Here is a 24,318-nt window from a genome sequence, read left to right on the forward strand (position 1 = left end):
ATGGAATCACAATTTAACGCGATAAACCAACCCTTTTCCAATCAAATTAGTATTGAAGGAAAAATCTATTCATACTTTGGAGGCACCGCATATTTAGGCATTCCGCAAAACGAGGAATTTATTAAATTATACATTGAGGGTATTAAAAAATTTGGCCTCAATAATGGCACCAGTAGAAATAACAACATTCAGCTTGGCATTTATAAAGATGCAGAATATGCCGCAGCCAAACGGTATGGATCGGAAAGTGCACTTATTACTTCAAGCGGTTATCTTGCTGCGCAACTGGTTGTGAAGGAGCTTAGTAAAAAGGGCACGGTAATTTACGCACCCGGTTCACATCCATCACTGTGGTTAGAGAATCAAAATCCCACAGGGAAATTTTTTACTGAATGGGCAAAAGAAACAACGGCGGTAATAAATAATTCAGATCAGCAAAACTGGGTATTGATCAGCAATTCTATGAATAATCTTTTTCCAGAAATTTATGATTTTAATTTTCTGCAAGAGGTTAGTCCGGATAAAGAAATTATGTTAATTGTAGACGATTCGCATGGGATTGGGGTTGTGAACAATGGTTTAAGTGCCTTTTCTAATCTTCCACGAAAAAAAAACATCTGCTGTGTCCTTGTGGCTTCCATGGCTAAAGGGCTGGGCGTAGATGCCGGATTGGTGTTAAGTACAGCAAACATTATTAATCAACTTAAACAAACCCATGAGTTTTCAGGAGCATCTCCAGCCGCAGCGGCCGGGCTTTATGCTTTTATCCATGCGGGCGAAATATACCGCAAGGCCTGGAACAGGCTGCAAAAAAATATAATATTATTTAGTGCTGCATTAAATTTAGCCTGGAAATTTGAGCCGGCTTTTCCAGTTTTCTTTCTAAACGACCCCGACTTAGCCAACAGGTTGATGAAAAACCTGATTTTAATTTCATCTTTTCCCTATCCCGGCATAAACGATGAGCCCATAAACCGCATTGTTTTAAACAGTTGGCATACTGAGCGCGACCTAAACGACCTGATTGCTGCGTTAAATAAAGGTTAACCGCATTTTATTGTATGGGCGCAGCCAATTGATTTTTTAATTCTCCACAATTGATAAAATTAACCCTATATTTATTTTCAGCTAACATTAACCAAATAGTTTTGAGCCAAGTTGTCAAACTATATCCAAAATATAAAAGAAGGAGATCATGTATCTTTTGAAATAGTTTTTAAGCTATGGCATAAGAAGGTTTTTGCCTATTTTTTTAAGAAAACGGCATCAGAAGACCAGGCTCAGGAACTTACACAGCTTGCTTTTATAAAGCTTTGGCGTTTTAAACATACTTTATCAGAAGCGCATGCTTTAGATTTACAGCTATTCAAAATTGCCAAAACCACCTTGCTTGATTATTTTAAAAAATTAGCCAATGATGAACGTAATCTTCAGGTTTACCATCAGGAGGCACAAATAAATGTGCACCAGCAAAATGAAGTTTTTGAATATAAACAGCAATTAGAAGTTGCTTTAAACTGTTTGCCGCCTACCCGCAAAAAAGTTTTTCTTCTTAGCCGGTTACACGGTTATAGCTATAAGGAAATTTCTGAACAACTTTCTATCTCTCCACGTACAGTGGAAAAACACATCTCTTTAGCCATGAAACAACTAAATGGTTACGCTTATTTGCCTGCCATTATTTTTTTGGTGGATTTTCTGAATTAATTTAAAATTTATTTTTTTTCCATTACGGGTTTATGCCCGGTTCAATCGTATTAGTAAGTATGAGTATATCTGATGAATTATTGGATAAGTATTTTAAAGGACAATGCAACCCTGAAGAAAAGCTTCTGGTGGTTAAATATTTAAATGAAGTTGAAGAATTACCGGAGCATTTATTAAGTAAAAAGGAATGGGATAACAGCACCGATGCAATATTAGATGATGCAAAAACAGAGGAAATGTTCAGCGAGGTTAAAAAGCACACCATGCCAAAAGTTGCTAAATTAAGATGGATAAAAATTGTTTCGGCAGCAGCCATTATTTTAACCATGCTTAGCATTGGTTTTTTAAAAATTAAACAAAGTCAAAATAAAGAAGATTTAGTTCAGCATATAGTTTTAAATCAATCTAAAAAAAGCACTGTTAATTGGAAATCGGTTATGAATTATACAGAGCAGACCCAGTTATTAACGTTACCAGATCAATCTACTGTACGGCTATATCCGGGTGGGGAATTAAGATATGCCATGCCCTTTATTAAAAGTAAAAGAGAAATATACTTAAATGGTAAAAGTTTTTTCCAGGTTACAAAAGATAAAAAACATCCTTTTGTAGTTTATGCTAAAGGAATATCTACTACTGCTTTAGGTACCTCTTTTACCATTACTGCATTAGAAAAAAGCAAAGAAATTAAAGTCGAGCTCCATACAGGTAAGGTGTGGGTTAAAAATATCGACTCCTCCCTTCATATATTACCTTTTAGCAAAATTTTAATGCCAGGTAATCAGCTGGTTTATAATCGTGAGCACAATAAGCTAAATGTTATTAATGCCAAATTGTTAACCAAACAGGCGGTTAGTGTTAAGGAGTTAAACTTTAATCAGGAACCATTGGTAGAAGTTTTTGCAAGGCTACAGCTGCATTACAAGGTCAAAATAATGTATAACCCAGCTGATTTACAGGAAATGTCATTCACAGGCAGTTTAAATTTAACGCAATCAATAGACACCATATTAGAAGAAATAGCCGAATTAAATAAACTAAACCAAATCAAAACAACCCAAGGTTACCTGATTAGAAAATAAATCCAACTCCATATTACAATGAATTTAACTCGTCGAAAAAGCGTGAAAGGGAATCTTTTTGCCAAAAAACAACCAAATAAAAAAATATACTATGCTTAGAAAATTTACTACACACCTATTCATTTGCCTGTTTCTGCTATCAGTTGCGGCAAATACCCGGGCACAAACTTCAGAGATTACCGGGATTGTAAAAGATGAAACCGGGCAACCCTTGCTGGGGGCTTCCATTCTTTTACTCAACACCAAAACCAACGAGAAAAAAGGGATTATGGTGAATTCTGAAGGTAAGTTTATTATTAGCGGTCTGTCTGCAAATGTACCTTACAACATCAGCGCATCTTATATTGGTTACACCACTAAAACCATTGATAATTATATACTAAAGCCAGGCGAACAGGCAACCTTGCTTATCCAGTTAAACCCTGCAGCCTCATCCTTAACAGATGTTGTAGTTGTAGGTTATGGCAGCCAGAAAAAGAAAGATGTAACCACTTCTATTGCCAGCATAAAAGCCGCTGATTTAGAAAACCAGCCTATTAATAATGCTGCCGAAGCAATGGTGGGTAAAATGGCTGGTGTTCAGGTTTCTCAAGGCTCGGGTACTCCTGGTGGTGCCTTATCCATCAAAGTACGTGGTGTTGGTACCATTACGGCAGGTTCAAATCCTTTATACGTTATTGATGGCGTACCCATTTCCAACGATAATATTAATACGCTAAACACAAATGATATTGCGTCAATTGAGGTATTAAAAGATGCCTCTTCTGCAGCCATATATGGCTCAAGGGGATCGAATGGTGTGGTGTTAATTACAACTAAACAAGGTAAAAATGGAACAGCTACCATTAACGTTAACAGTTATAAAGGCTGGCAAACAATTGCGCATAAAATAGATATGATGGATGCCTATCAATATGCGCAAATGACTTTAGATTCCAGAAATAACACCTATGCTGATGCTATGGATGCCATTAACCGAAAAAATATTTTTAACGGCTCACCGGTAGTACCCTATAGTTTTAATGATAATAACAGCACCCGTTTATTAAAAGCCGGAGCAGCCAATACCAGTGCCGTAATTCCTTTGGAGATAATGCCGTATCTGCAAGGTCAGCAAGGTTTAACCAATACCGACTGGCAGAATGAAATTTTCAGGACTGCGCCCATTCAAAATCACTCCATTTCAGCATCAGGTGGCGACGAAAACATGAAGTATTATGCATCTATGGAATATTTTGATCAGGATGGTATTATTTTAAACAGTGGTTTTAAGCGTTATAGCGGTAGGTTAAATTTAGAAGGAAATAAAGGCGTATTTAGGTATGGTGTAAATTTATCTCCATCGGTAATTAAAGAAAAAAGGGTAAATGCCAACGGCGCCTATTCTAACGGAGGTATTGTTGCTTCTGCGCTTCACTACTCGCCTATTTTTCCGGTTTACAATAGCGATGGGAGTTACAGTTTTGCGCAAAATTCGTGGAGCCCGGGTACTTTAACTCAGGTGCCGGGACAACCAGCACTAATAGGTGGTAATGGCGAAACTCAAGCCTGGAATCCTGTTGCGCTTGCTATGCTTCAAAAAGATGATGTTGGCTCTAACAGGTTAACTGGAAGTACTTTTCTTGAGGCATCAATCCTTAAAGATTTAAAGTACAAAATCCAATTGGGTATCGATATATTTAACAGTTCTGAAGATATTTTCAGTCCTTCCATTATCCCGAAATCAAACACCGCCACAAACGATCCTTCAGATGCTTATGGTTCATCAAGAACAACAAAAGAAATGAACTGGCTCCTTGAGCAAACGGTAAACTATTCAAAAGTTATTGGTGAGCACAGCATTAACGCCTTAGTTGGCTGGTCTACCCAAAAAGATGATTTGAGCAGTACTTATGCTTATGCCTCAAAAGGCTTTATCAGCGATCAGGTTGGCTATATAAATGCCGGAATTGTTACCAGTGGAACCGGAACCAGACAACAATGGACGCTGGCATCGGGTATTGCAAGGCTACAATACAGCTATAAAGGCAAATATTTATTTACAGGTTCGGTAAGGGCCGATGGCTCTTCCAGATTTGGCAAAAACTCTAAATGGGGTTATTTCCCTTCTGCCTCAGTAGGCTGGAGAGTTTCAGAAGAAGATTTCCTTAAAAGTTCAACCGCTGTTTCTGACTTAAAACTAAGAGCCAGTTATGGTTTAACCGGTAATTTTAACATTCCTAATAATGCTTCCTTAGGCGCAATGACCAATTATGCTTACGTTTTTGGTGGTTCTTCTCCAAGTGTGGTAAACGGAGCAGCCTCTTATGCAAAACCAAATGATGATTTAAGATGGGAGAAAACGGCACAACTAAACCTTGGTTTCGATGCTGCTTTTTTCAAAAACCAGCTTACTTTATCGGTTGATGTGTACAATAGCAATACGAAAGATTTGTTATTGGATGTTCCTGTGCCACTTTCAACAGGCTTTGCCACAGAATTAAAGAATATAGGTAAGGTTAACAATAAAGGTATAGACATTAACCTGGGTACCCAGCAACAGTTTGGTGGTGTAAAGTGGGCCGCCAGTGCAAACTTCTCTAAAAACAAAAATAAAGTAGTAGAATTAGGCCCGGGTAACGCCGATATTATAAAAACCGGATCTGTTGCCAATGCTTATTTCTTAACCCGGGTAGGCGAGCCAATTGGTTCCTATTATTTACCTGTGGTTTTAGGAGTGTTTAAAAACCAGGCAGAGGTTAATGCATATCCTCATTATACCGATACTCAGGGCAATTTTGATTTAAATACGGCAAAACCAGGCGATTTCAAATTTAAAGATGTGGATGGTGATGGCGTAATTGATTTAACAAAAGATCGTGAAATTGTTGGTAATTACCTGCCTAAATTTACCTATGGCTTTGCAACTTCTGCCGAATATAAAGGCGTTGATTTAAATGTTGCCTTACAAGGGGTTTATGGAAACAAAATCCTTAACCTTTCGCGTAGATATTTTGCAAATAAAGAAGGTAATATGAACAATATGGTTAGCTCTTTAGATCGATGGATATCAGAAAGTAATCCCGGAAGCGGTCAAGATGTTAGAGCAAACCGTGTTGCAAAAGGCAGTAACGGAACAACTTCAACCTGGCATATAGAAGATGGCTCTTACCTGCGCATCCGCAATATTGCTTTAGGTTATACCTTCCCTGCTGATTTGGTTAAAAAAATAGCTTTAACTAAGGTCCGAATTTATGTAGCCATGCAAAATCCATTTACGTTTACCAAGTACACGGGTTATAATCCTGAGGTTACCAACAGATCTGCTGCAACCACCAATGGCGAAGATTATGGCGTATACCCAACGGCAAAAACAACATCAATCGGTATTAACATTACTTTATAATTAAGAACAATCAGATGAAAAAATATATAACATCAATCTTAGCGTGTAGCCTGATTATTACGGTTTCTTCGTGCAAAAAGTTTTTAGAATCAAAGCCGCTCGATTCGTACACAGAAAACACTTTCTATGTAGATGAAAAAGGTTTACAAGGTGGTTTGGTAAGTTGCTATGATGCTTTGCAAACGGATAGTTTATACGGCAATAACATGCTTACCTTAGGCGAAATTCGTGGCGATAACGTTACAGATAATGATCCGGGCTCGGGCGCTGGCGTAAGAAATTCAATCGAAGTATTTTCTGAAACGCCTGCAAACAACATCCTGGCAGCCTCCTGGCAAGGGCATTATAAAGCCATATACCGCAGCAATATTATTTTGGATAAAGCACCCGGCATCAGCATGAATGAAACCACCAAAGGTCAGATTATCGGTCAGGCAAAATTCATCAGGGCTTTAAGCTATTTCAATTTAACCCGCTTATGGGGCAGCGTTCCTTTAATAACATCCGTGCAAACAACAGATCAGGCAAGGACCAACAGTCGCGCAGCTTCTGTACAGATTTATCAACAGGTAATTAATGACTTAACCGATGCGATTTCAAAATTACCAACCACCTGGCCAGATGCACAGCATGGAAGAGCAACCAGTTATGCAGCAGCAGCGCTACTGGCAAAAGTATATTTATATCAAAAGAAATACGACCTGGTTGTTTCAACCTTGCAACCCATGGTAGCCGCTATTTATACAGGTACCGTCTTATCAACTGTGCCACAAACCACTACATTTCCAAATGGGTTAAAAACAAGCAAGGATATTATTTTTGCTGTTCAATATTTAGCTGGTGGGGTTAAAGAAGCTGTAAATCAAGATAACCGCTACAGAAATAACAACAACACCAATACCATCAGCATTCCTCAAACCTTATTTGAAAATGCCGATAACAGAAAGGCATTAGTAGCCCCAACAAACATTGGCTCGCGTCCTGGAAAATTTAACAGTCCGGTTTCCAACTCGACAGAAACCAGCGGTGATTTTCCCATTTTACGTTGCGCAGATGTATTACTTATGTATGCTGAAGCCTTAAATGAAGTTGCCTATGGAAATGCAGATGCTTTTACAGCGTTCAATGCTGTACGTACTAATGCAAATGCCACGATTAAAACCGCTGCAACTTTAACTTCGCAGGCCGATTTTAGAACAGCAGTTTATTTAGAGCGTCGTTTGGAATTTGCTTTAGAAGCAGATCGCTGGTTCGATATTGTTAGAACCAACCAAATGGCTCTTGTTTTTCCGGGTATTCCTGCTTTCAGAAGTATATATCCTGTTCCACAAGCAGAAATTGATAACATCACCAATAAAAACGGCTGGCAAAACACCGGTTACTAAGAAACGTTAATAAGTTTAGGCCGTTGCTTCATCGTTGCGGCCTTTTCTTTTAAATACCTTTAAGCGCCTAATTTAACACCATGAAAGTATACTTCTTACTGATTTTTTGCTGGATAATTTCACTGACCACATCAGCACAAAACAAAGCACAAAAAGGCTATCGGCTACAAAACACCTCTAATGCTGTTCAATACAAAAATTATTACCTGCTTACCCTGTTTCAAAAAGATATTGCCGTAAAAAAACTTCTTGAAAGTGACGCTGAATTAAAAGCCTTCTTTAAAACCAAAAGGGATAAGATTTCTGCTTCCACTAAAAACTGCTCCAATGAGGTTAAATGTTTAACTACTGCAATTAAATTTAGTGATGATGAAATTAACCTGGTTGGCAAACGATTGGCAGAATTGTTAAAACCACAAAATGAGCTGGGATTGCTGTTTAAAAATCAGCTTCTCCCATCAGGTTGCTATGCTTTATATGAAAATTTAGAGCCAAAAGAAATGATTCAAAAAGCCTGGGAGCAGGATGCCAAAGCGCTTAATTATACAATAGATGTTTATGTAGACGGACAAAAACCAAACTATCCAAGAATAGACTCTATTGGTTTTAATGTAAAAGACAAAAGCTACCCCGAACTGGTAAACACCAATGCAATACTAAGCCTGAGTACTAAAAATACTTTATTTTTTGAACCTACTTTGCAATTTGCATTAGTTGCCTTGGAAATTAATGAACGAAACGATGCTGCAGACTTTGAGCCTATGGTAAGTACAGTAAATAAAGCGGCTGTTGCTGCCATTGCCAAAACAAATTTTTCGGCTTATAAATACAGTTTAATATTGGTGCCCGGCGAAGGGCCTGAAGAGCAAGCTACAGCATTAAGTGCCGGTGGAATGCTGCGGTGCAGGTTAGCCGCTGAACAATTTAGTAAAGGCGTTGCACCTTTTATTATGGTATCGGGGGGCAGGGTACATCCTTATAAAACCAAATATAGCGAAGCCTTCGAAATGAAAAAGTTTCTGATGCAAAACCTGCAAATCCCTGAAAGTGCGATTATTATGGAGCCGCATGCAAGGCATACCTCAACCAACTTAAGAAATGCAGCAAGGCTTATTTTCAGATACAATATCCCAATGGAAAAACCCGGCCTGGTGGTAACCGTTAAATCGCAAAGTTTTTATATTAGCGAGCTGATGATGCCACGCTGCATTAAAGAACTCGGCTACGAACCCTATAAAAATGGTAAGCGATTATCAGACACCGCTCTTGAGTTTTACCCCAACTCAATGTCATTGCAAATTGATTTTGATGAACCTCTTGACCCTTAACTGAGGATAAATTAAATTTTACGGATATATTTTTCAATATTTATACCATGCAATAAGTATATTCAAAATACCAGCCAATATGCTTGTGATTGTTTAATTACTGAAAATCAAAATATCCCATGAAAAAGCTTTTGCTCCTCCTCTCTTTAACGCTTATATTTTCTTCGTTTGTTTTTGCGCAAACAACCGAAGTCTGGATTGTAAGACATGCGGAAAAAGATAAGGCAAATCCTGCAGATAAGAATCCAAACCTATCTGACGAAGGAAAAATAAGGGCAGGCGACTTAAATAGGTTTTTGAAAAAGGAAAAATTTGACGCTGCATTTAGTACCCCTTACAATAGAACACGCCAAACTTTAGACTCGCTAATCGCGAAAAATAAAATTACCATTACAGATTATAATGTAACCGAACCTAAAGAACTGGTAGAGAATATTAAAAAGAATTTTGCTGGAAAAACAGTTATTATCACTGGTCATTCCAATACCGTTTTAGAATTGATTGATGCTTTTGGCGGAAAGAGACCAAAAGAAGAATTAACCGACGATGATTACGATTATATTTTTCATTTAACTTTAAAAGGAAATAACACAAAGGTTAAAATGGACCAGTACGGCAGACCGCATCATTTATAATTTTTCGAATGGAATATCCATAAGATCATAGTTTTGCCAACCGTTAAAATCAAAATGCCACCACTCATTTGACAGGACCTTAAATCCATGTTTCTGCATTGCAGCGATTAAAAAATCACGGTTCTTTTTTAGTTCAGGGCTAACGTTTTCATAATTGGCAGCTGCGGCAGCTGCAAAACTATCATAAGGCGCTGGCATGGCAATTTCCTTACCTGTTTTTAAATTAATTAAGGTTAAATCTACCGCACACCCTCTGTTATGCTTTGAGCCTTTATTTGGGTTTGCCACAAAGTTTTTATCACTTGCTTTTTTATAAAAGGCTACTGTAATGGCATATGGCCGGTAACCATCAAAAATTTTTAAGCCATATCCTTTTTTATTCAAATCTGCCTGAATCTTTTTTAAAGATTCTACAACTGGTTTTCGGGCAAAAGCCCTGGCTTGCTTATACATAATCTGCTTCATAAAGTTATTCGTTGTTGCATAACGAATATCAAGCTTAATGTTTGGGATCGCTTTCTTAATTTCCACCAGTTCATTATTCGGATTTGTTTTTACAGAAGCCAAATATTGATTGTAAGAATTTACAACCACCAGTTTTTGTTTTGCTACAGGTTTATTCTGTGCACCAACGCAAAGCGAGAAAAATACAAATAAGGTTAAAAAGCCAAGTTTCATATTTGTTATTGATTAGAAACCACCAACAGCTCCAAATCTTTAAATGGTAAATTAAACATATCGGCCAAATCTTTACTTGTTACGTTACCCTGATAAATATATAAAGCTTCGCGAATGCCCGGATTATTCCAAACCATATTCATTAAGCCTCCGGAATCGCCTATTTCAAGCAAAATAGGGGCAAAAATATTGGTTAGCGCATAAGAAGCCGTTCTCGGAACCCTCGAAGCAATATTGGGCACACAATAATGGATTACGTCGTATTTTCTAAAAACAGGATTGGTATGATTGGTTACCTCCGACGTTTCAAAACACCCTCCCTGATCTATGCTTACATCTATTACAACAGAATGTGGTTTCATTCTGGCAACGGTTTCTTCCATAACAATACAGGGGCTTCTTCCATGAGTTGCACGGATGGCTCCAATAACAACATCGCAGGTAACAATAGCTTTATTTAAAACAATTGGCTGCATCACCGAAGTAAATACCCTGCTATTGCCTAAATTATTTTGTAATCTGCGTAACCGATAAATTGAGCTGTCAAAAACTTTAACCTCTGCACCCAAAGCCAAAGCCGTTCTCGCAGCATACTCACCCACTGTGCCAGCACCCAAAATTACAATCTCAGTTGGCGGTACACCGGTAAAGCCCCCCAACATTAAACCTTTCCCTCCGGTTACATTACTCAGGTACTCTGCCGCAATTAATATAGAAGTTGAGCCTACAATTTCACTCATGGCCCTAACTACACTCAATACATTCCCTTCATCACGCAGGTGCTCAAAACACAAAGCATTAATTTTTTTATGCATTAATGCTTTCAGATAATCCTGCTTTAAAGTTCCGGTTTGCAAAGAAGAGATTAAAGTTTGCCCTTTATGCATCATGGCGATTTCCTCGAGCATGGGTGGCGCAATTTTAACCAGAATGTCTGAATCAAAAACTTCTTTTTTATCGTAAGCTATTTTCGCCCCCTGCTCTGCATATTCGCTATCCGTAAAATTAGCTGCTATACCGGCTCCGCTTTCCAATATTACTCGGTGTCCGTTATTAACCAGTAAAGCAACAGATAAAGGGGTTAAAGCAATTCGGTTCTCCTGAAAAGAAATTTCTTTAGGAATACCTATATTAAGATGGTTCTTTTTATTCCTGGTTTCCAGCGTTGCTTCCTGAGTTTGAAGTAAACCCTGACGGGCTATATCGGCCATTCCTTCTCTTAATCCTGTAGCCATGATTGTTAAATGTTTTATTTATTTTAGGTTGATGAAGATACGGAAAATCTCCTAAAACTTAGGTAACTAAATAGCAATCAACCTAATATTAGAGATTATATTGAAGAAAACGTTATCGTTCTTTGACTTTCATCAATAATTGCAATTTCTATTTTTATAAAATGATCAGGTAACAACTCCTCTACCCTTTCCGGCCATTCAATTAAACACGTTCCGTTGCCATAAAAATATTCTTCGTAACCTAAATCGTAGGCTTCTCGAATATCCTTTATTCTATAAAAATCAAAATGATAAACCGGCCCGTTTACCCCCTCGTATTCGTTTACAATGGAGTAAGTAGGGCTACTTACCACATCTTTAATGCCTAATGCCTCGCAAAAAACTTTTATAAAAGTGGTTTTTCCGGCACCCATATCACCTTCAAAGATGAAAATCTTTTGATTGCCTGCAAAATCCAAAAGTTGATGGGCAACCCCTGGCAAATCGGCTAAACTTCTAACTTCTAATTTCATTTTAAAAGAATAAAAGGCAAAAGTAATACAATAATTGCATTGCTTTTGCCTTATCTCTACAATTCGAATTAAACAGATTCAGAATTGAATTTGGGTTGACGATTATCTATCTTGGCGAGTAAGTTACAACCGGGATAATCATTTCCTCAAGTGAAATTCCGCCATGCTGGAAAGTTTCATTGTAATAATTAACAAACTGGTTGTAATTATTCGGGTAAACAAAGTAACTATCTTCCCTGGCAAAAATATAGCTGCTGCTGATGTTTATTTTTGGCAATAAGGCATCGTGAGGATTCTTAATCAAGAAAACTTCTTTAGCGTTGAAATTTAAATTCCTACCTTGTTTGTACCTTAAATTGGTATTCGTGCTTCTATCGCCAATTACTTTAACTGGTTTTTTAACGCGAATGGTTCCGTGATCGGTAGTGATAATTACCTTAACTTTTTTCTGTGAAATTTTCTTCAATAAATCAAATAAAGGAGAATGTTCAAACCACGATAAAGTTAATGAACGGTAAGCCGCATCATCATTTGCCAGTTCACGAATCATTTGCATATCGGTACGGGCATGGCTTAACATATCAACAAAGTTGAAAACAATTGCATTAAAATCATTTTTCAGCAAGTTATTGGTTTGATCAACCAAATCTTTTCCCTGTTCAAAAGTTAAAATTTTATTGTAGCTGAATTTGCAGTCCTTCCTTAAATTGCGTTTAATGTTATCGGCTAAAAAAGCCTCCTCATGCATGTTTTTACCACCTTCATCATCATCATTTTGCCATAAGCTCGGAAAACGTTTTTCCATTTCCAAAGGCATTAAACCAGAAAAAATTGCATTACGCGCATACTGCGTGGCCGTAGGCAAAATACTGGTATACATATCTTCCTCATCAATCCTGAAATATTCGGAAATTAAGGGGTTTATAATTTTCCACTGATCGTAACGAAGGTTATCAATCAAAATAAAAAATACCGGAGTGGTATCATTAATGTGTTGAAAAGCTTTTTTCTTTAATAACTCATTAGAAAGCAATGGCGCTTTATCCTTTTCTTTAATCCAGTTTAAATAATGCTCTTCTATAAATTTAGAAAACTGTGTATTGGCCTCTTGCTTTTGCATGGTTAAAATTTCATGCATCTGCGGATCGTCCAGCTTTTCCAGCTCCAGTTCCCAGAAAACGATCTTTTTATAAACGTCAACCCATTCTTCGTAGCTTAATTTATCACCCAGGGTCATACCCAAACGTCTAAAATCCTGCTGGTAAGCCATGGAAGTTTTTTCACTTACTAAACGTTTGTTATCAATAAGTTTTTTTATGGTTAGTAAAACCTGTTTAGGGTTTACCGGTTTAATCAAATAATCATCAATTTTACTGCCGATGGCATCTTCCATCAGGTTTTCTTCTTCACTTTTAGTAATTAAAACAACAGGTACATCGGGATTTAAATTTTTAATCGCAGAAAGCGTTTCAATACCACTCATTCCAGGCATATTTTCATCTAAAAAAACAAGATCAAAATGTGCCTTGCCAAAAGCTTCAAGGGCATCGTTACCGTTTGTAAAAGTAGTTACATTGTAACCTTTATCATTCAGTAATAATATATGGGGTTTTAACAGGTCGATTTCATCATCGGCCCATAATATTTTAGTTTCTTGCATGTTATTGTAAAAATAGGTGAATATTGCCGTTATATATTTGCAGGCAAATTAAAGTATAAATAAAAATAGCAATTTTTGTACCGTATCTGTCTATTTAACTATTTTTAACGATTGAATAAGAAGAAAATAATAAATGATCCGGTTTACGGATTCATAAGCATACCGTCCGAGTTGGTTTACGATGTTATATCTCATCCGTATTTTCAGCGTTTGCGCTACATCAAGCAACTTGGCATGACGCATTTGGTTTATCCGGGTGCCTTACACACGCGTTTTCACCACGCGTTGGGTGTTATGCATTTAATGAATCTGGCAATAGAGATATTAAGAAGCAAAGGACATTCTATTTCTGCTGAGGAAGAAGAAGCTGCAACTTTAGCCATTTTACTACACGATATCGGGCATGGTCCTTTTTCGCATGCACTTGAACATTCTTTGGTAACCGGAATAAAACACGAAGACATTTCGACCAGGTTAATGCAGGAATTAAATGCACACTTTGACGGAAAATTAACACAGGCTATAGCGGTTTTTAATGGTACACATCCAAAAAAGTTTCTTCATCAGCTTATATCCGGCCAGCTGGATTTAGATAGAATGGATTATCTGAACCGGGACAGCTTTTTTACCGGTGTAAGTGAGGGTGTAATTAGTTTCGACCGGATTATTAAAATGTTTAACGTTTATGATGATGACCTGGTAATTGAAGAAAAAGGCATTTATTCCATAGAAAAATTTCTAATTGCCCGCAGGTTGATGTATTGGCAGGTTTACTTGCATAAAACAGTTATTTCTGGAGAAATGCTTTTAGTTAAAATACTCGAAAGGGCTAAACAGCTATCTGTTGAGGGTTATGATCTTTTTGCTTCTCCATCTTTAAATCATTTTCTTAAAAACAATATTAACGAAGATGATTTTTTTAATGGCCAAACCCATATAGAGCATTTTACCAATTTAGACGATCAGGATATTTATGCCGCTGTAAAAGTTTGGGCTAAACATGCGGATAAAATACTGTCTACTTTATGCAAAATGCTAACCTCAAGAAATTTATATAAAGTGGAAATGGGAAATGAGATGGCCAATGAAGGCAGGATTCAATTTTTGCAAAATGCAGCCGTAAATTTACTGGGTATTCGCCCGGAAGAAGCTCGGTATTTTGTATTTACAGAGTCCATAAAAAACCGTGCATACAATGCCGGAGTTGGGAATATTAAAATTTTGATGAAAAATAACGATATTGTAGACATTGCAAAAGCTTCTGATTTATCAAATCTGGAGTCGTTACAAAAAACGGTAGAGAAATACATTCTCTGCTACCCCAGAGGGATTTAAGCCTTTTTAACAAAATATTTAACTTTAACTGCCGTTTTTAGTCTTATTATTGTGTAAAATATACACTCATTAACCCTAACAGGTTTTTTTGTTCATATCAATTTAACATTTACCTTTGTACGATGCAATTTACTGCCAAGCAGATAAGCGAGTTTTTAAACGGTTCCATTGATGGCAACCCAGATGTAGCTGTAACAGAACTCTCAAAGATAGAAGATGGGAAAGAAGGCTCTTTGTCTTTTCTTTCCAATCCTAAATATGAAAACTTTTTGTACTCTACACAGGCATCTGTGGTTATTGTCTCTAAAGATTTTAATCCTACGCAAGAATATACCAGCACTTTAATACGTGTTGATAATCCTTATAGTTCTTTTACCGTTTTACTGGATAAATACAACGAGGCCGTAAATGCCCAGTCAGAACAGTCGGGGGTTGATAAGCTGGCTTATGTAGATCCATCTGCTAAAATTGGCAAGAACGTATTTATCGGCGCTTTTTCTTACATAGCGGAAAATGTGGAGATTGCAGATGGGACCAAAATAAAAACACAAACTTTTATCGGTGCCAACTCTAAAATTGGCAATAACTGTACGTTTTTTCCGGGTGTTAAAATTTACCACAATTCCATTATTGGAGATCGCGTGGTTATCCATTCAAATACCGTAATTGGTAGCGATGGATTTGGTTTTGCACCACAAAAGGATGGCACTTACAACAAAATACCGCAAATTGGCAATGTAATTATTGAAGATGATGTTGAAATTGGTGCCAATACTACGGTAGACCGAGCTACAATGGGCTCTACAACCATAAAAAAAGGCGCAAAAATCGATAATCTGATACAAATTGCACACAATGCCGAAATTGGCGAAAACACCGTCTTAGCTGCTCAATCGGGCGTATCTGGAAGCACAAAAATTGGTGCTAACAGTGTAATCGGTGGTCAGGTGGGCATTGCAGGCCATTTAAGCTTAGCAAAAGGTACTCAAATTGGTGCCCAGGCTGGAATCAACTTTAATATAACAGAAGAAAATAAACAATGGCACGGTAGCCCTGCCCAACCTTTACGTAACTGGATGCGTGCCTCAGTAATTTTCAAACATCTTCCTGACGTTGAAAAAAGAATTAATGCGCTTGAGGAAGAACTAAAAAAACTTACATCCGAGTTGGAAAAGAATACAATACACAATGAACGTTAGACAAAAAACGATTAAAAAAGAAACATCTGTATCTGGTGTTGGTTTACATACCGGAGCAAATGTTACCCTTACCTTTTGCCCTGCGCCAGAGAATCATGGCTTCAAATTTCAACGTATCGATCTTGATGGTCATCCCATTATTGAGGCCGATGCAGACAATGTAACCGATACATCCCGCGGCACTACGCTTACCCAAAATGGCGCCAGTGTAAGCACTGTAGAGCATGTTATGGCTTCGCTAATTGGCATGGACCTGGATAACGTTTTAATCAAACTTGACGGCCCTGAAACACCAATTATGGATGGCAGTTCTATTCAGTTTATTGATTTGCTGGAAGAAGTTGGTGCCATTGAACAAAATGCCGATCGTGAGTATTTTACCATTCCGCATAACATTACCTACACCGAAGCAGATAGAAAAGTAGAGATTGTGGCAATGCCATTAGACGACTACCGGTTTACCTGCATGATCGATTATAACTCTCCCGTATTGGGCAGTCAGCACGCTGGCATTAGTACCATTGCAGAGTTTAAAAAAGAAATTGCTTCTTGCCGCACATTCTGCTTTCTACACGAATTGGAATATCAGCTGCAGCATAACCTGATAAAAGGTGGCGATTTAAATAACGCCATTGTTATTGTGGATAAAGAAGTAACCAAAGATGAATTAAACCATCTTGCAAAATTATTTAACCGTGCCGATATTGATGTTGCCCCACAAGGTATACTAAACAATATGGAGTTGCGCTACCAAAACGAACCTGCCCGCCATAAACTTTTAGATATGATTGGCGATTTGGCTTTGGTAGGTATGCACCTTAAAGGCCATATCATGGCCGCACGTCCTGGCCATGCCGCTAATGTTGCTTTTGCGAAAAAGATAAAAGCAGCCATTAAAAAAGAGAAAAACAAAAAAATACAAAAAGTGTACGATCCAAGCGCAAAACCATTGTACGACGTTGTTCAGATCATGGACATTTTGCCTCATCGTCAACCCTTTTTATTTGTAGATAAAATTTTAGAACTTTCAAAAAACCATGTAGTAGGCGTTAAAAACGTAACCATGAACGAAGAGTTCTTTAAAGGCCATTTCCCAGGTGCACCGGTTTTTCCTGGCGTTATTCAGATTGAGGCTATGGCCCAGGTAGGCGGGATTTTAGTTTTAAGTACCGTTCCTGATCCAAGAAATTACTTAACTTACTTTTTAAAAATAGACAACGTACGTTTCAGGGCGCAAGTGCTTCCTGGAGATACCATTGTTTTCCGTTGCGATTTATTAGAACCCATCAGAAGAGGTATTGCACAGATGAAAGGTGTTGGTATGGTTGGCGAAAAGATTGTTGTAGAGGCCGAAATGATGGCCCAAATTTCTAAAATTAAACAAACAGAACCTGCACAATAATGATACAACCATTAGCATATATACATCCCCAGGCTAAAATTGCCGAAAACGTAGTAATCGAACCTTTTGTAGTCATACATAAGGATGTGGAGATTGGAGAAGGCACCTGGATTGGTTCTAACGTAACCATTATGGATGGTGCGCGTATTGGTAAAAACTGCCGCATTTTTCCGGGCGCTGTAATATCCGGCGAGCCTCAGGATTTAAAATTCGCAGGCGAGGTGACAACGGCCGAAATTGGCGATAACACCACTATCAGAGAATGCGTAACCATTAACAGAGGTACAAAAGACAAATGGAAAACAACCATTGGAAGTAACTGTCTAATTCAGGCTTATTCTCACATTGCACACGATTGTGAAGTTGGCAATAACTGTATTTTCTCTAACAGCACCACTTTAGCCGGCCACATTACCATAGGCAACAATGTTGTTTTAGCGGGCTTAGTAGCCATTCACCAGTTTGTTAAAGTAGGTTCTTACGCTTTTGTAACTGGTGGTTCATTAGTTCGTAAAGATGTTCCTCCTTATGTTAAGGCCGCACGCGAACCTCTTTCTTATGCCGGTATTAATTCTGTAGGCCTGCGTAGAAGAGGATTTACAAACGAGCAAATTGATGAAATTCAGGAAATTTACCGTGTTCTTTTTGTAAAACACAACAATGTAACCAAAGCTTTGGATATGATCGAAGCCGAATTTAAACCAACGGAAATCCGTGATGAAATTGTTGATTTCATCCGCAATTCAAACCGCGGTGTAATGAAGGGCTTTGGCATGGGAAGCTAATTTAGAGCCAAAGGTAAAAGACCAAAGCACAGATAAAAAATAAGTATAACATGTTCATGGCTACTTTAACGCTAATCAGAACCAACTCAGATAACGCCGATTTTAGACAATTGGTTGCTTTGCTGGATCAGGATTTAGCCCTTAGAGATGGCGATGAACATGCTTTTTACGCCCAGTTTAATAAAGTTGATGCCATTAAAGAAGTGGTTGTGGCTTATCAAAACGAAACACCGGTTGGCTGTGGCGCGATAAAACCCTTTTCTGCCACAGAAGCCGAAGTAAAAAGGATGTTTGTGCATCCAGACAACCGAAATAAAGGTATAGCAGCTAAAATTGTTACCGAACTGGAAAACTGGGCAACGGAAATAGGTTTTTCTGCCACAATGCTCGAAACCGGCAAAAAACAACCCGAAGCCATAGCGTTATATCAAAAGGCTGGTTACAGCATTATACCTAATTACGGTCAATACATCGGCGTGGCAAACAGCGTTTGTATGTCTAAAACTTTAAGCCTCGGATGAAAATTAGCTTAAACAACGTTGGCAGAAGATTTAACAAAGAGTGGATTTTCAAAAATTTGAGCACGGAGTTTGTAACGGGAAAAAGCTATGCCATTTTGGGCCCCAATGGCTCAGGTAAATCTACCTTGCTAAGTGTTTTAACTGGAAGTTTAACCCCATCAGAAGGAGACATTACCTACCATACAACAAAAGAAATTCCTGTAGAAAATATTTACCAGCACATTAGTCTTGCAGCACCATACTTAGAACTTGTTGAAACATTTACCTTAAAAGAAATTATTGAATTCCATTTTAAGTTTAAAGATTATGCTGAGGGTGTAAACGCGAAAGAACTAATTACCATCCTGGGTTTGGAAAAATCGGCAAATAAAGAAATTAAGTATTTTTCATCAGGAATGAAGCAAAGAACCAAACTTGCTCTTGCTTGTTGCGCCAACACCCCAATTTTATTTTTAGATGAACCAACCAGCAATTTAGACGTTCAAGGGATAAATTGGTACCGCGAATTGATTGAAAATTTTTCAAAAGACAGGTTAACGATAATTGGTTCAAATCAAATCCAGGAATACGAATTCTGCTCAGAAACCATTCAAATATCTGACTACAAGCAATTTACCTAAAAATCAATTCTCCTTCTAAACGTCTGTTTTGTCATACATTTGTATTATAAATATTTTTTTAAAAAAATATTTTGTAATTAATAAATAGTTCTTACCTTTGCACCACCAAAAAGAGAAACATTTATTAAACAATTCTCTTCCAGGAAACGAATTTATTTCTGCATTGCAGAATCAAAATATACAGCTGTAAAAGGCAAAAAATTTTTTCATAGTTTAGTTTGAGGTTTAGGTTGATTATGCCTTTGGAGTGGTTCCCAAAGGCATTTCTTTTATATTAGCTTTTTTGTTAATTTTTTTACCTTTGAATTCAAAATCGAATTAAAACAAAAGTATTTCTAATAAAACATGGCAAAAGCATCAGAAGTAAAAAGCGGAAATGTTCTTCGTTTTAACGGAGATTTGGTAAGTGTAGAAGAATATATCCACCGCACGCCAGGAAATTTAAGGGCATTTTATCAGGCTCGGATGAGAAATGTAAAAACAGGAAAAATAGTTGAATACCGTTTCCGTACTGATGAAGAAGTAACCATTTGCCGGGTTGAAACCAGCGATTATCAGTATTTATATGAAGATGGTGATTATTTAGTGGTGATGGACAACAATACTTTTGAGCAATACAATATCCCGAAATTACTTTTCGGTACGGCTGTAAAGTTTCTTAAAGAAGGTATGAACGTTACCATTGCCTTTGAAAGCGAAGAGCCGATTGTTGCGCAATTACCAAACAGTGTTGAACTGGAAATTACCTATTCAGAACCTGCCGTTAAAGGGGATACTTCTACCAGTGCACAAAAATATGCCACTGTTGAAACGGGTGCCGAAATCAGGGTGCCCTTGTTTATCAATCAGGGCGATAAAGTTAAAGTAGACACAAAAACAGGCGACTATATAGAACGGGTTAAATAATTCGGTTCACAAAATAGTTGAAATGCCTTTGGAGAAATTCAAAGGCATTTTTTATTGCTTATTGCAACCCGGTATAGTAAAACTGGATTTACAACCCTAAACCTGATTGTACGGATGCCCCGGTTTTTTTATTGGGGCAGGAGGAAAAGCGGGACTTTAATAGCCGATGGAACACAGAACAGTCCTTTCCAAATTCTTTAAAAACCCAATGCATCTATAAAACAGGCTAATAAATGCAGAACACAAAGAATTTGCGCTATATTTTTACTAAAATAATTTTACCTTTGCCGACACGAAAAACTGAAATATAAAATCCAAATCAGGATAACACAATATGGCAAAAGCATCAGAAATAAAAACCGGTAACATTCTTCGTATAAACAACGAACTGGTTACTGTTGACGAATGGAATCACCGTACACCAGGAAAAGGCGGCGCATTTTACACTGGTAAATTCCGCAACATTAAATCAGGAAGAATTGTTGAAGCTCGTATGAATACCGACGAGGCTGTAGAAATCTGTCGCGTAGAAACTAATGATTACCAATATTTATACGAAGAAGGTGATTACTTGGTGGTAATGGACAACAACAGTTACGAGCAGTTTAACGTTGAAAAAGCTTTGTTTGGCAATGCCATAAAGTTTTTAAAAGAAGGCATGAACATTATTGTTTCAATGGAAAGCGATGAAGCGATTATGGCTCAATTACCAAACTTTGCTGAATTTGAAATTACGTATTCAGAGCCTGCTGTTAAAGGTGATACTTCTACAAATGCACTAAAAGCAGCTACACTTGAAAATGGTGTTGAAGTTAAAGTTCCAATGTTTGTTAACCAAGGAGACAAAATTAAAATTGATACCCGCACAGGGGAATACGTGGAGCGCGTAAAATAATTTTACCGCAACAAGATTACTGAAAGCCTTTAAAGATTTAACTTTAAAGGCTTTTTTATGCAATACAATGCACAAATGAGACATAAAGGCCAGACAGTATATTTTATTATTTAACTTTGTTATTATGCTGAAAGCAGAGATCAGAAAGCAAGCCCTTAAAGAACGTCTGGCGTTAAATGAAAACGAATACGTCGCCCTAAACAACAAGCTCTTAAATCAGTTTAAACAGCTTGATTTTACCAAAATTAAAACACTCCACATCTTTTTACCTATCGCGGAAAAAAGAGAACCCAATACTTTTATTCTGATTGACTGGATGCAAAAAAATCATTCTGAAATTAAAATTATTGTGCCCCGTGCCGATTTTGAAACGGCTTTAATGACCAACCATGAGTATATTGGATTTGATGATTTAAAGAAAAACCTTTACAACATCCTTGAACCGCAAAAAGGAGGTTTGTATGAAGATGAAATTGACATGGTGATTGTTCCTTTACTCGCTTTTGATCAAAATGGTTATCGGGTTGGTTACGGCAAAGGCTTTTACGACCGGTTTTTACAAAATATAGATACTCAGAAAATAGGCTTATCTTTGAGCGCGGCAATCGATAAAATAGATGATGTTCATGAAAATGACATCCGATTGGATTTTTGTATTACACCCACTCAAATTTTAGCTTTTTAAACACAGTCATGGAAAAGGAAATCGTTATCAAAACAGAAAAACAATACGAGGATAATATGATTGCTGTTTTTGAATTACAGGAAAAGGAAGAACTAACACCTGAAGACCTAAAGCAGATTGAATTAATGTTAAAAGCTGGAGAAAAATACGAGGCTGATCATTTGTAGTGCTGCAACTGTTGCGCCTTAATAAAATCACTCACCAGATAGGCAATTAATTTAGAGGTCAACTTATTTACCCGTCCATCAATCATTCTGGATGCGCCTTCGGTTAAATGGAGGTATGTATAATTTTTATTTCCGGTTAATATTAATTTCCTGATGTCGTTTACAGCAAATCCAGAAGGGGTTTCTGCACTGGAAAGTACATTTTGAATACAATCCAGATCAACCTCCAGGCCAGTATGGCCGCTTAATTTAGAAAGCAAACCCATATGATCACTTCCTTTCAAAACATCATCAAAAAACACTGCATCTAATTTCGGGTCTTCCTCAATTTGATTTAGAATGGTTTCATTATTATAATTTTGATGCAATCCAAAAATAGAATAATGATTTAAAAAGCCTTCTTTTAAGGCATAAGTAAACCCGTTTCCACTGTGCCGGCCTTCCATGGCCCTTAAATCAGCATGCGCATCAACGTTAATTACATCAATTGGCTTTTTTAAAGCGAGAGACGATCCTTTAATAATTGGGTAAGCATTATTATGCCCGCCACCAATTACAATTGGGATTTTACCCGCGGCCACAATTTTTTCAATCACCGGATAAACGAGGTTGTCTATATCTGCTACTTTATTTCTTAAACCTTCAACAGAGGCATCGTTGGGTTCTTCAATTTCAAAATGGCCTAAAACCAAAAGTTCATCGCCACGAAGAAATTTATTACTCTGAATATTAAGAATAGCCACAATACCTGGTTTCCAGGTAGAAGCTGCCCCCGCATTGCCATAATTTGCCCGCACACCAATATCTTCCGGAATGCCCAATAAAACAAATTTAGCCGTCGATGATTTGATTTCATCCAAAGCATTAACTACCTGTACTTTTTCAGCAAGTTTTACCTCTCCTTCCCTATAAATAAGGAGTTTGTTGATCTCTTCCTGATTGTATAGTTTAAAACTATCCATTGTAAATTTTTCCGTTTAAAATAACCGTTTCTATCTGTGGCTGCCCAAAACTATAAGGCAAATAAGCCACTGACGGCATTGGCCTGGTGATAAATAAGTTTGCTTTTTTACCAATCGCAATGCTTCCAAAATCTGCACTGAGTTCCATTGCTGCTGCTCCATTTAAAGATGCCGCATTTATAGCTTGCTCGGGCAGTAATTTCATTTTTATGCAGGCCAGCGAAACCACAAAATTCATATTCCCTGAAGGTGTTGAACCCGGATTATAATCTGTAGCCAGCGCCATTGGTAAATTTGCAGCAATAAACCCTTTTGCATTGGCAAATGGAATGCCTAAGTAAAACGAGCACGACGGCAATAAGGTTACAATGGTTGTTGTATTTTTTAGGCTGTTGATTACATTTTCGTCTGTTTCTTCCAGATGATCAACTGAAACGGCTTTATTTTTAACACCAACCTCTACTCCGCCTGAAACGGACAACTGATTGGCATGGATTTTTGGTTTAAGCCCATATCTTGCACCAGCCTGCAAAATCAGATCGGTTTCCTCAACAGAAAAGAATCCCTTTTCACAAAAAACATCGATGTAATCTGCAAGGTTCTCTGCAGCAATTTTAGGCAGCATTTCGTCAACAATTAAATTGATATAACCTTTGTGATTATCCTTGTAAGCATTTGGATAAGCATGCGCAGCTAAAAATGTTGCTTTAACCGGAATTGGAAACCGCTGTTTTAAACGTTGGATAACCCGCAGCATTTTCAATTCACTTTCTACCGTTAAGCCGTAACCGCTTTTAATTTCAACAGCACCAGTACCCAACATAATCATTTGTTGTAATCTGTTGGATGCGCTTTTAAACAATTCCTCTTCTGTGGCAATTTGCAATTTACGGGCAGAATTTAAAATTCCACCACCCGCAGCGGCAATTTCTTCATAACTTTTACCTTCAATTTTCATGGCAAATTCTTCTTCGCGCGATGCAGCAAACACAATGTGCGTATGACTATCGCACCAGGAAGGAAAAACATATTTTCCCTGCACATCAATGGCGGGTATGCCCGAAACAGAAGCCGGCAATTGCTCCATGGTTCCAAAATCTTTTATTAAATCATTTTCGATTAAAAGCCAGGCATTTTCCAAAACAGGCAAATTTGCCATTTCGTTTCCTGAAAGAACTAATTTTTCTTTACCATGCAAGCCAACAAGGCCTTTTATATTTATGATTAGCATTTG

Annotated in this window: 23 protein-coding genes; 17 read left to right on the top strand and 6 right to left on the bottom strand. The window is 37.5% G+C overall.

Features of this window, described 5'->3' with window-relative positions; translation table 11 throughout:
• From R2Q77_RS03630 to R2Q77_RS03660, 7 genes are all read left to right on the top strand, one after another.
• Entirely contained in the window at positions 1 to 1,047 is a 1,047-nt protein-coding gene (locus R2Q77_RS03630) for an aminotransferase class I/II-fold pyridoxal phosphate-dependent enzyme (protein WP_316802341.1), read from the top strand.
• Between the two features lie 111 nt (positions 1,048 to 1,158).
• The gene (locus R2Q77_RS03635; RefSeq protein WP_316802342.1) at positions 1,159 to 1,707 is read left to right on the top strand and encodes an RNA polymerase sigma factor; all 549 of its coding nucleotides are present in this window, start codon (positions 1,159 to 1,161) and stop codon (positions 1,705 to 1,707) included.
• 59 nt (positions 1,708 to 1,766) lie between these two features.
• The gene (locus R2Q77_RS03640) at positions 1,767 to 2,789 is read left to right on the top strand and encodes a FecR family protein (RefSeq protein WP_316802343.1); all 1,023 of its coding nucleotides are present in this window, start codon (positions 1,767 to 1,769) and stop codon (positions 2,787 to 2,789) included.
• 91 nt (positions 2,790 to 2,880) lie between these two features.
• Positions 2,881 to 6,174, top strand: a complete 3,294-nt coding sequence (locus R2Q77_RS03645; RefSeq protein ID WP_316802344.1) for a TonB-dependent receptor — start codon at positions 2,881 to 2,883, stop codon at positions 6,172 to 6,174.
• A gap of 14 nt (positions 6,175 to 6,188) precedes the next feature.
• A complete protein-coding gene (locus tag R2Q77_RS03650; RefSeq protein WP_316802345.1) occupies positions 6,189 to 7,559 on the top strand; it encodes a RagB/SusD family nutrient uptake outer membrane protein in 1,371 nt (456 codons plus the stop codon).
• Between the two features lie 80 nt (positions 7,560 to 7,639).
• Positions 7,640 to 8,887, top strand: coding sequence for a YdcF family protein (locus R2Q77_RS03655; protein WP_316802346.1), 1,248 nt, complete (start codon positions 7,640 to 7,642; stop codon positions 8,885 to 8,887).
• 119 nt (positions 8,888 to 9,006) lie between these two features.
• Positions 9,007 to 9,522: a phosphoglycerate mutase family protein gene (locus R2Q77_RS03660; RefSeq protein WP_316802347.1), complete on the top strand. Its 516-nt coding sequence runs from the start codon at positions 9,007 to 9,009 to the stop codon at positions 9,520 to 9,522.
• Here R2Q77_RS03660 and R2Q77_RS03665 read toward each other — a convergent pair.
• The 4 genes from R2Q77_RS03665 to R2Q77_RS03680 form a co-directional block, all read right to left on the bottom strand.
• The gene (locus R2Q77_RS03665; RefSeq protein ID WP_316802348.1) at positions 9,517 to 10,200 is read right to left on the bottom strand and encodes a M15 family metallopeptidase; all 684 of its coding nucleotides are present in this window, start codon (positions 10,198 to 10,200) and stop codon (positions 9,517 to 9,519) included. The two genes, R2Q77_RS03660 and R2Q77_RS03665, sit on opposite strands and share 6 nt — an antisense overlap.
• Positions 10,201 to 10,205: 5 nt before the next feature.
• Complete coding sequence (locus R2Q77_RS03670; RefSeq protein WP_316802349.1) at positions 10,206 to 11,435, bottom strand: alanine dehydrogenase; 1,230 nt, start codon at positions 11,433 to 11,435, stop codon at positions 10,206 to 10,208.
• A 95-nt stretch (positions 11,436 to 11,530) separates the two neighbouring features.
• Positions 11,531 to 11,947: a tRNA (adenosine(37)-N6)-threonylcarbamoyltransferase complex ATPase subunit type 1 TsaE gene (gene tsaE, locus R2Q77_RS03675; protein WP_316802350.1), complete on the bottom strand. Its 417-nt coding sequence runs from the start codon at positions 11,945 to 11,947 to the stop codon at positions 11,531 to 11,533.
• A 106-nt stretch (positions 11,948 to 12,053) separates the two neighbouring features.
• A complete protein-coding gene (locus R2Q77_RS03680) occupies positions 12,054 to 13,607 on the bottom strand; it encodes a PglZ domain-containing protein (RefSeq protein WP_316802351.1) in 1,554 nt (517 codons plus the stop codon).
• Positions 13,608 to 13,718: 111 nt separating this feature from the next.
• On the opposite strand from R2Q77_RS03680, the gene R2Q77_RS03685 reads away from it, so the two are divergent.
• From R2Q77_RS03685 to R2Q77_RS03730, 10 genes are all read left to right on the top strand, one after another.
• Entirely contained in the window at positions 13,719 to 14,942 is a 1,224-nt protein-coding gene (locus R2Q77_RS03685) for an HD domain-containing protein (protein ID WP_316802352.1), read from the top strand.
• 122 nt (positions 14,943 to 15,064) lie between these two features.
• The gene (gene lpxD / locus R2Q77_RS03690) at positions 15,065 to 16,141 is read left to right on the top strand and encodes a UDP-3-O-(3-hydroxymyristoyl)glucosamine N-acyltransferase (RefSeq protein ID WP_316802353.1); all 1,077 of its coding nucleotides are present in this window, start codon (positions 15,065 to 15,067) and stop codon (positions 16,139 to 16,141) included.
• Entirely contained in the window at positions 16,131 to 17,543 is a 1,413-nt protein-coding gene (locus tag R2Q77_RS03695) for a bifunctional UDP-3-O-[3-hydroxymyristoyl] N-acetylglucosamine deacetylase/3-hydroxyacyl-ACP dehydratase (RefSeq protein ID WP_199157784.1), read from the top strand. Before lpxD ends, R2Q77_RS03695 begins: the two co-directional genes overlap by 11 nt.
• Positions 17,543 to 18,328 (top strand): acyl-ACP--UDP-N-acetylglucosamine O-acyltransferase, encoded by a 786-nt coding sequence (gene lpxA / locus R2Q77_RS03700; RefSeq protein ID WP_131538271.1) that lies wholly within the window; start codon positions 17,543 to 17,545, stop codon positions 18,326 to 18,328. Before R2Q77_RS03695 ends, lpxA begins: the two co-directional genes overlap by 1 nt.
• A 56-nt stretch (positions 18,329 to 18,384) precedes the next feature.
• On the top strand, positions 18,385 to 18,849 hold the full coding sequence (locus R2Q77_RS03705; RefSeq protein ID WP_316802354.1) for a GNAT family N-acetyltransferase: 465 nt from the start codon (positions 18,385 to 18,387) through the stop codon (positions 18,847 to 18,849).
• Complete coding sequence (locus R2Q77_RS03710; protein WP_316802355.1) at positions 18,846 to 19,469, top strand: ABC transporter ATP-binding protein; 624 nt, start codon at positions 18,846 to 18,848, stop codon at positions 19,467 to 19,469. The genes R2Q77_RS03705 and R2Q77_RS03710 overlap by 4 nt, the downstream gene beginning before the upstream one ends.
• A 345-nt stretch (positions 19,470 to 19,814) precedes the next feature.
• Entirely contained in the window at positions 19,815 to 20,375 is a 561-nt protein-coding gene (efp, locus tag R2Q77_RS03715) for an elongation factor P (RefSeq protein WP_316802356.1), read from the top strand.
• A gap of 334 nt (positions 20,376 to 20,709) precedes the next feature.
• Positions 20,710 to 21,270 (top strand): elongation factor P, encoded by a 561-nt coding sequence (gene efp / locus R2Q77_RS03720; RefSeq protein WP_316802357.1) that lies wholly within the window; start codon positions 20,710 to 20,712, stop codon positions 21,268 to 21,270.
• 124 nt (positions 21,271 to 21,394) lie between these two features.
• Positions 21,395 to 21,955 (top strand): 5-formyltetrahydrofolate cyclo-ligase, encoded by a 561-nt coding sequence (locus R2Q77_RS03725; RefSeq protein WP_316802358.1) that lies wholly within the window; start codon positions 21,395 to 21,397, stop codon positions 21,953 to 21,955.
• A gap of 8 nt (positions 21,956 to 21,963) precedes the next feature.
• Positions 21,964 to 22,122 carry a hypothetical protein gene (locus R2Q77_RS03730; protein WP_316802359.1) on the top strand — a complete coding sequence of 53 codons (159 nt, stop codon included), beginning with the start codon at positions 21,964 to 21,966 and terminating at the stop codon, positions 22,120 to 22,122.
• On the opposite strand, the gene R2Q77_RS03735 is transcribed toward R2Q77_RS03730, so the two are convergent.
• Complete coding sequence (locus tag R2Q77_RS03735) at positions 22,113 to 23,084, bottom strand: formimidoylglutamase (RefSeq protein WP_316802360.1); 972 nt, start codon at positions 23,082 to 23,084, stop codon at positions 22,113 to 22,115. The two genes, R2Q77_RS03730 and R2Q77_RS03735, sit on opposite strands and share 10 nt — an antisense overlap.
• Positions 23,077 to 24,315, bottom strand: a complete 1,239-nt coding sequence (gene hutI, locus R2Q77_RS03740) for an imidazolonepropionase (protein WP_316802361.1) — start codon at positions 24,313 to 24,315, stop codon at positions 23,077 to 23,079. Before hutI ends, R2Q77_RS03735 begins: the two co-directional genes overlap by 8 nt.
• Positions 24,316 to 24,318: the final 3 nt, after the last annotated feature.

The organism is Pedobacter nototheniae (assembly GCF_032678625.1).
Classification (GTDB): Bacteria; Bacteroidota; Bacteroidia; order Sphingobacteriales; family Sphingobacteriaceae; genus Pedobacter; species Pedobacter nototheniae_A.